This window comes from Mesorhizobium sp. M7A.F.Ca.MR.362.00.0.0, assembly GCF_004023175.1.
Lineage (GTDB): Bacteria > Pseudomonadota > Alphaproteobacteria > Rhizobiales > Rhizobiaceae > Mesorhizobium.
Genome location: NZ_RZTF01000155.1, coordinates 9,222 through 13,686 on the forward strand (window position 1 = coordinate 9,222; position 4,465 = coordinate 13,686).

Annotated in this window: 4 protein-coding genes; all 4 read right to left on the minus strand. The window is 62.3% G+C overall.

What is annotated here, in order from left to right:
* A partial coding sequence (locus EOC06_RS19215) for a bifunctional UDP-sugar hydrolase/5'-nucleotidase (RefSeq protein ID WP_245469782.1) occupies window positions 1-1,663 on the minus strand: 1,663 nt, incomplete at its 3' end.
* A 194-nt stretch (window positions 1,664-1,857) separates the two neighbouring features.
* Window positions 1,858-2,238 carry a hypothetical protein gene (locus tag EOC06_RS19220; RefSeq protein ID WP_032901077.1) on the minus strand — a complete coding sequence of 127 codons (381 nt, stop codon included), beginning with the start codon at window positions 2,236-2,238 and terminating at the stop codon, window positions 1,858-1,860.
* 85 nt (window positions 2,239-2,323) lie between these two features.
* Window positions 2,324-3,769, minus strand: a complete 1,446-nt coding sequence (locus EOC06_RS19225; protein WP_128308522.1) for a homospermidine synthase — start codon at window positions 3,767-3,769, stop codon at window positions 2,324-2,326.
* 232 nt (window positions 3,770-4,001) lie between these two features.
* Window positions 4,002-4,465, minus strand: a 464-nt coding sequence (locus EOC06_RS19230) for a substrate-binding domain-containing protein (RefSeq protein ID WP_164898653.1), incomplete at its 5' end; no start/stop codon positions are given.

The following is a 4,465-nucleotide window of genomic DNA, read 5'->3' on the forward strand; positions in this document are numbered from 1 at the left end:
CGGCTGGCTTGGCCGGATCGGTTGCCGGGGCCGCAGGCGCCGCGGCGACGGTCGCGGCTATTTCGGTGATGCGGCCGTCGAGCTTCGGCGTGTAGGGCCGGTGGGCGCCGAGATAGTCGGCGACCACCTGTTCGAGGCCGGGGCCGTAATCATAGGCGTTCTTGGCCTTGTCGGCGAAGACCTTGTAGCCGTCGCCGCCCTGGCGGACATAGTTGTTGGTTGCGACCAGATAGTCCTTGTCCGGCTTGATCGGCGTCCAGGCGCCGCCCTCCATGACCTCCACCGACTTGACGCGGCCGGCATTGGGCGCAACGGATTTGTCGAAGGAATATTTCAGGCCGGCGATCTGGGGGAAGCGCCCGGCGCCGTCCTCGACCTGGCTGAGGCCGCCCTCGAGGCCGGCCACCAGATCCTTGCCCGAAATCTGGAAGGTCGCCAGCGTGTTCTGGAACGGCAGCACGGTCAGCACTTCGCCCATGGTGACGGTGCCCTTGTCGATCGAGGCGCGCAGGCCGCCGCCATTGGAGATGACGATCTCGACGCCCTGTCCCTTGACGCGGTCGAGGATGGCGTCGGAGACGAGATTGCCCATCGCGCATTCACGGGTGCGGCAGCTCTCACGACTGCCGTCGATGACGTCGGTGGTTTCCGCCACTTCCTTGTTCTTCAACGCCTCGATCGGCGCCCCAAGCTCCTTGATACGGGCGAGCACGGCCGGGTCGGGGGTGATCGACTTGTCGAGATAGATCGGGTTGCCGCTGGCCGATTTGACGACTCCATTGTCGTCGAAAACCACCTTGAACTCGCCGAGATATTTCGAATAGGACGCCGCCTGCACCACCGGCACCTTGTAGCCGTCCGGATTGTCGACCATCGTCGGGTAGGGGCCTTCCGCCTTCGGATCGGTGTTCGACAGCAGCGAATGGCTGTGGCCGCCGACGACGACATCGATGCCCGGGATCTTGGCAATGACGTCGCGCTCGCGCCTGTAGCCGATATGGGTCACGGCGATGATCTTGTTGACGCCTTCGCCCTTGAGCTTCTCGACCTCGGCGGTGATCGACTTGACGTCGTCCTCTATTGCGACGTTGGGTCCGGGGGAAGCGAGGTCCGGCGTGTCGTTGGTGATCGCGCCGATGATGCCGATTTTCTGGCCGCCGACCTCGACGACAACAGATGGCTTGACGCGGTCGCCGAGCTTGGATTGCGCGTTGGCCTTCACATTGGCGCCGAGCACCGGGAACTTGATCATGTCGAGGAACGGCGCCAGGGCCACTTCGCCGTCGTCGAATTCATGGTTGCCGAGGGCCATGGCATCGAACTTCATGTCGTTGAGGAATTCGCCTTCGACCTTGCCCTTGTAAGTGGAGTAGAACAGTGAACCCTGGAAATTGTCGCCTGCGCTGAGCAGCAGCACGTTCTGGCCTTGCAGCTTCTTGCGCTCCTGGGCGATCGCGGTGATCAGCCGGCCCGCGCCACCGATGCACTCGCCCTTGGTTTCCTCGTCCGCCGAGCAGGTGGATTCATATTTGTTGTTGCCTTCGATGCGGCTGTGCCAGTCGTTGATATGCAGGATGTTCAGCGTGTAGTCGGCAAAGGACGCGCCGGCCGACAGGCCGAGTGCTGAGGCTGACAGGGCTGCAATGGCGGCAAGCTTCTTCATCTTCGTCTCCCGGAAAGCCGATCAGAGGCCACTAGCGCTCTTGCTTGACTGGAACATAACAGCCGGCGCTTCGGCCATGTTCCCATCGCGTTCCCGATGACGCAAGCGGCAAGCGGAATCCGGGACCCCTTTGCCGGCATAAAAAAGGACGGCGGCCAACCGGCCGCCGTCCTTGGAAACGAATGGTCGCGGGCTCAGACGCGCCTTGTCAGCACGAAATTCTGACCGCTGGAGCTCGTGCAGTTGAGCTGGCTTGTCGATACCATCAGGCAGTTGAAGCTGACCGCGGTCTGGCGGATCAGCGAGGTGCCGTTGATCTGCACCGATGTGGCGCCGGTCATCGTGTAGCTGCCGTCGGCAAGCTTCTGGCCGGTGTCGGTGGCGACCGTCGTGAAAGTACCGCCGGCGAAGGTCGACAGGCCGGTGCCTTTGGCGTCGATCCAGGAGCCCTCGACGCCTTTCGGCGCCGCCGCCATCGGCGGCTCATCGGGACCGCTGGTCGCACAAGCAGCAAGCCCGGCCAAGGCTGCCGCCGCTACGCTCATCGAAAGAACTTTGCGCGCAATGTTGTTCATATGAAAATCCTCTCCTCAGTCCGCATCCCTTCAATCGCCCGATTTCCGGGCGATTGCAAGGCGGTGAGGCAGGTAGGCGGTGCTGCTATCGCACAAGGATGTTGCGGAACTGCCACGGGTCGTTCCGGTCGAGGTCTTCCGGGAACAGGCCGGGACGGTTATCGAGCGGCGTCCAGTCGGTGTAGTAGCCCTTGACCGGTCCGAGGTACTGGGACTGCACTTCCAGGCACCGCCTGTAGTCCATCTCGTCGGCTTCGACGATGCCGGCCTCGGGGTTTTCCAGCGCCCAGACCATGCCCGAGAGCACCGCCGAGGTGACCTGCATGCCGGTGGCGTTCTGATAGGGCGCCAGCTTGCGCGCCTCGGCGAGTGACAGCTGCGAGCCGTACCAGTAGGCATTCTTGTCGTGGCCGTAGAGCAGCACGCCGAGTTCGTCGACGCCGTCGATCAACTCGTTCTCGTCGAGCACATGATGCACCGGCTGAGGCTTGCCGGCGGCGCCGAACATCTCGTCGAGCGACAGCATCGCGTCGTTGCAGGGATGATAGGCATAGTGGCAGGTCGGGCGGTACTGGACCTTGCCCTTCTTCGAACGCACGGTGAAGAAATCGGCGATCGAGATCGCCTCATTATGCGTCACCAGCAGGCCGTATTGCGCGCCGGGAGTCGGACACCACGAGCGCACGCGCGTGTTGGCGCCCGGCTGCTCCAGATAGATGGCTGCCTTCGAGCCGTGCTTGTGCTTCTTGGCGTTCTTCGGCATCCATGTCTCGTGTGTGCCCCAGCCAAGTTCCGCGGGCTGCAGGCCCTCGGAGATGAAGCCTTCGACCGACCAGGTGTTCCAGAACACATCCATCGGTTTCGGCTTCTTGGTGCGCTGGGTGTCGCGTTCGGCGATGTGGATGCCCTTGACGCCGGCCTTCTTCATCAGCTTGGCCCAGCCCTCGCGGTCGTCCTGCGCGGGCTCCGAGAATTCCAGGCCAAGATCGGTGGCGAGATTGACCAACGCCTGCTTGACGAACCACGAGACCATGCCTGGATTGGCGCCGCAGGTGGAGACTGCCGTGGCACCGCCGGGCTTGTCGTGCTTTTCCTTGAGCAGCGACTCGCGCAGCGCGTAATTGGTGCGGCTGGCGTTGTCCGCCTTGGCGTCGAAATAGAAGCCGAGCCATGGCTCGACGACGGTGTCGATGTAGAGCACACCGAGCTTGCGGCAGAGCCGCATCAGATCCACCGAGCCGGTATCGACCGACAGGTTGATGCAAAAGCCCTGGCCGCCGCCATTGGTCAGAAGCGGGGTCAAGAGCTTCTTGTAGTTCTTCTCGGTCACCGCTTCCTGGACGAAGGCGATGCCGCGCTCATCGAGCAGCTTGCGGTCGGTGTCGCGCGGGTCGATGACCATCATGCGCGACTTGTCGAACTGGAAATGGCGTTCGATCAGCGGCAGCGTTCCCCGGCCTATCGAGCCGAAGCCGATCATCACGACAGGGCCGCTGATCTCACCGTAAACGGGCCAGTTTTCATTCGCCATTTTATCGAGCACTCCTTCAAAACCCAGGAAACTGGGAAAACATGCGCAAAACCGGGAATTTTTGCCCGGCGGCCATGCGCTACATCACAGATCATTGTCACAAACCAGCGAAAAGCGCCAACCAGCGGCTAGCTGCGTTGGCTACGTGGTTAAGGCTGAAACCGTGGATGAATGGCTCTACCCGAACCAAAGTTAGCTCATTTGCCAAGCGCAAGCGACGTGCCCCGTCCGTTCAACGGATTTTTGCCCTCGGCGCAGCTGTGGACGCCCGAACCACCAACTCCACGGGCAGAACGACTTGGCGGGGCGGTTGGTTGTCAAGAACCATGCGGGCGGCGAGCCTGCCTTTTCCGATCACGTCTTGCGCGACAGTCGTCAGCGGAGGTGTGGTGCGCGCGGATTCAGCAGTGCCATCGAAGCCAATGACCGACACGTGGCCCGGCACCTCTATGCCGCGACAAACCGCCTCGTCGAGTATTGTGATCGCCTGCCAATCCGACATGGTCAGGATCGCGGTTGCTTCAGGCACATTGTCGAACACCACCGCTCCAGCAGATGGATCGCCGGGCGTCGTCTCGATAATCGGGACATCGTCGATCGACAGGTTCGCCTCCGCCAAGCCCTGTTTGAAACCGTCAAGCCTTTCGTCATCGAGTGAGAAGCCGGCAAGAAGCGGGCGCTTTGCCTGTCCGGGCA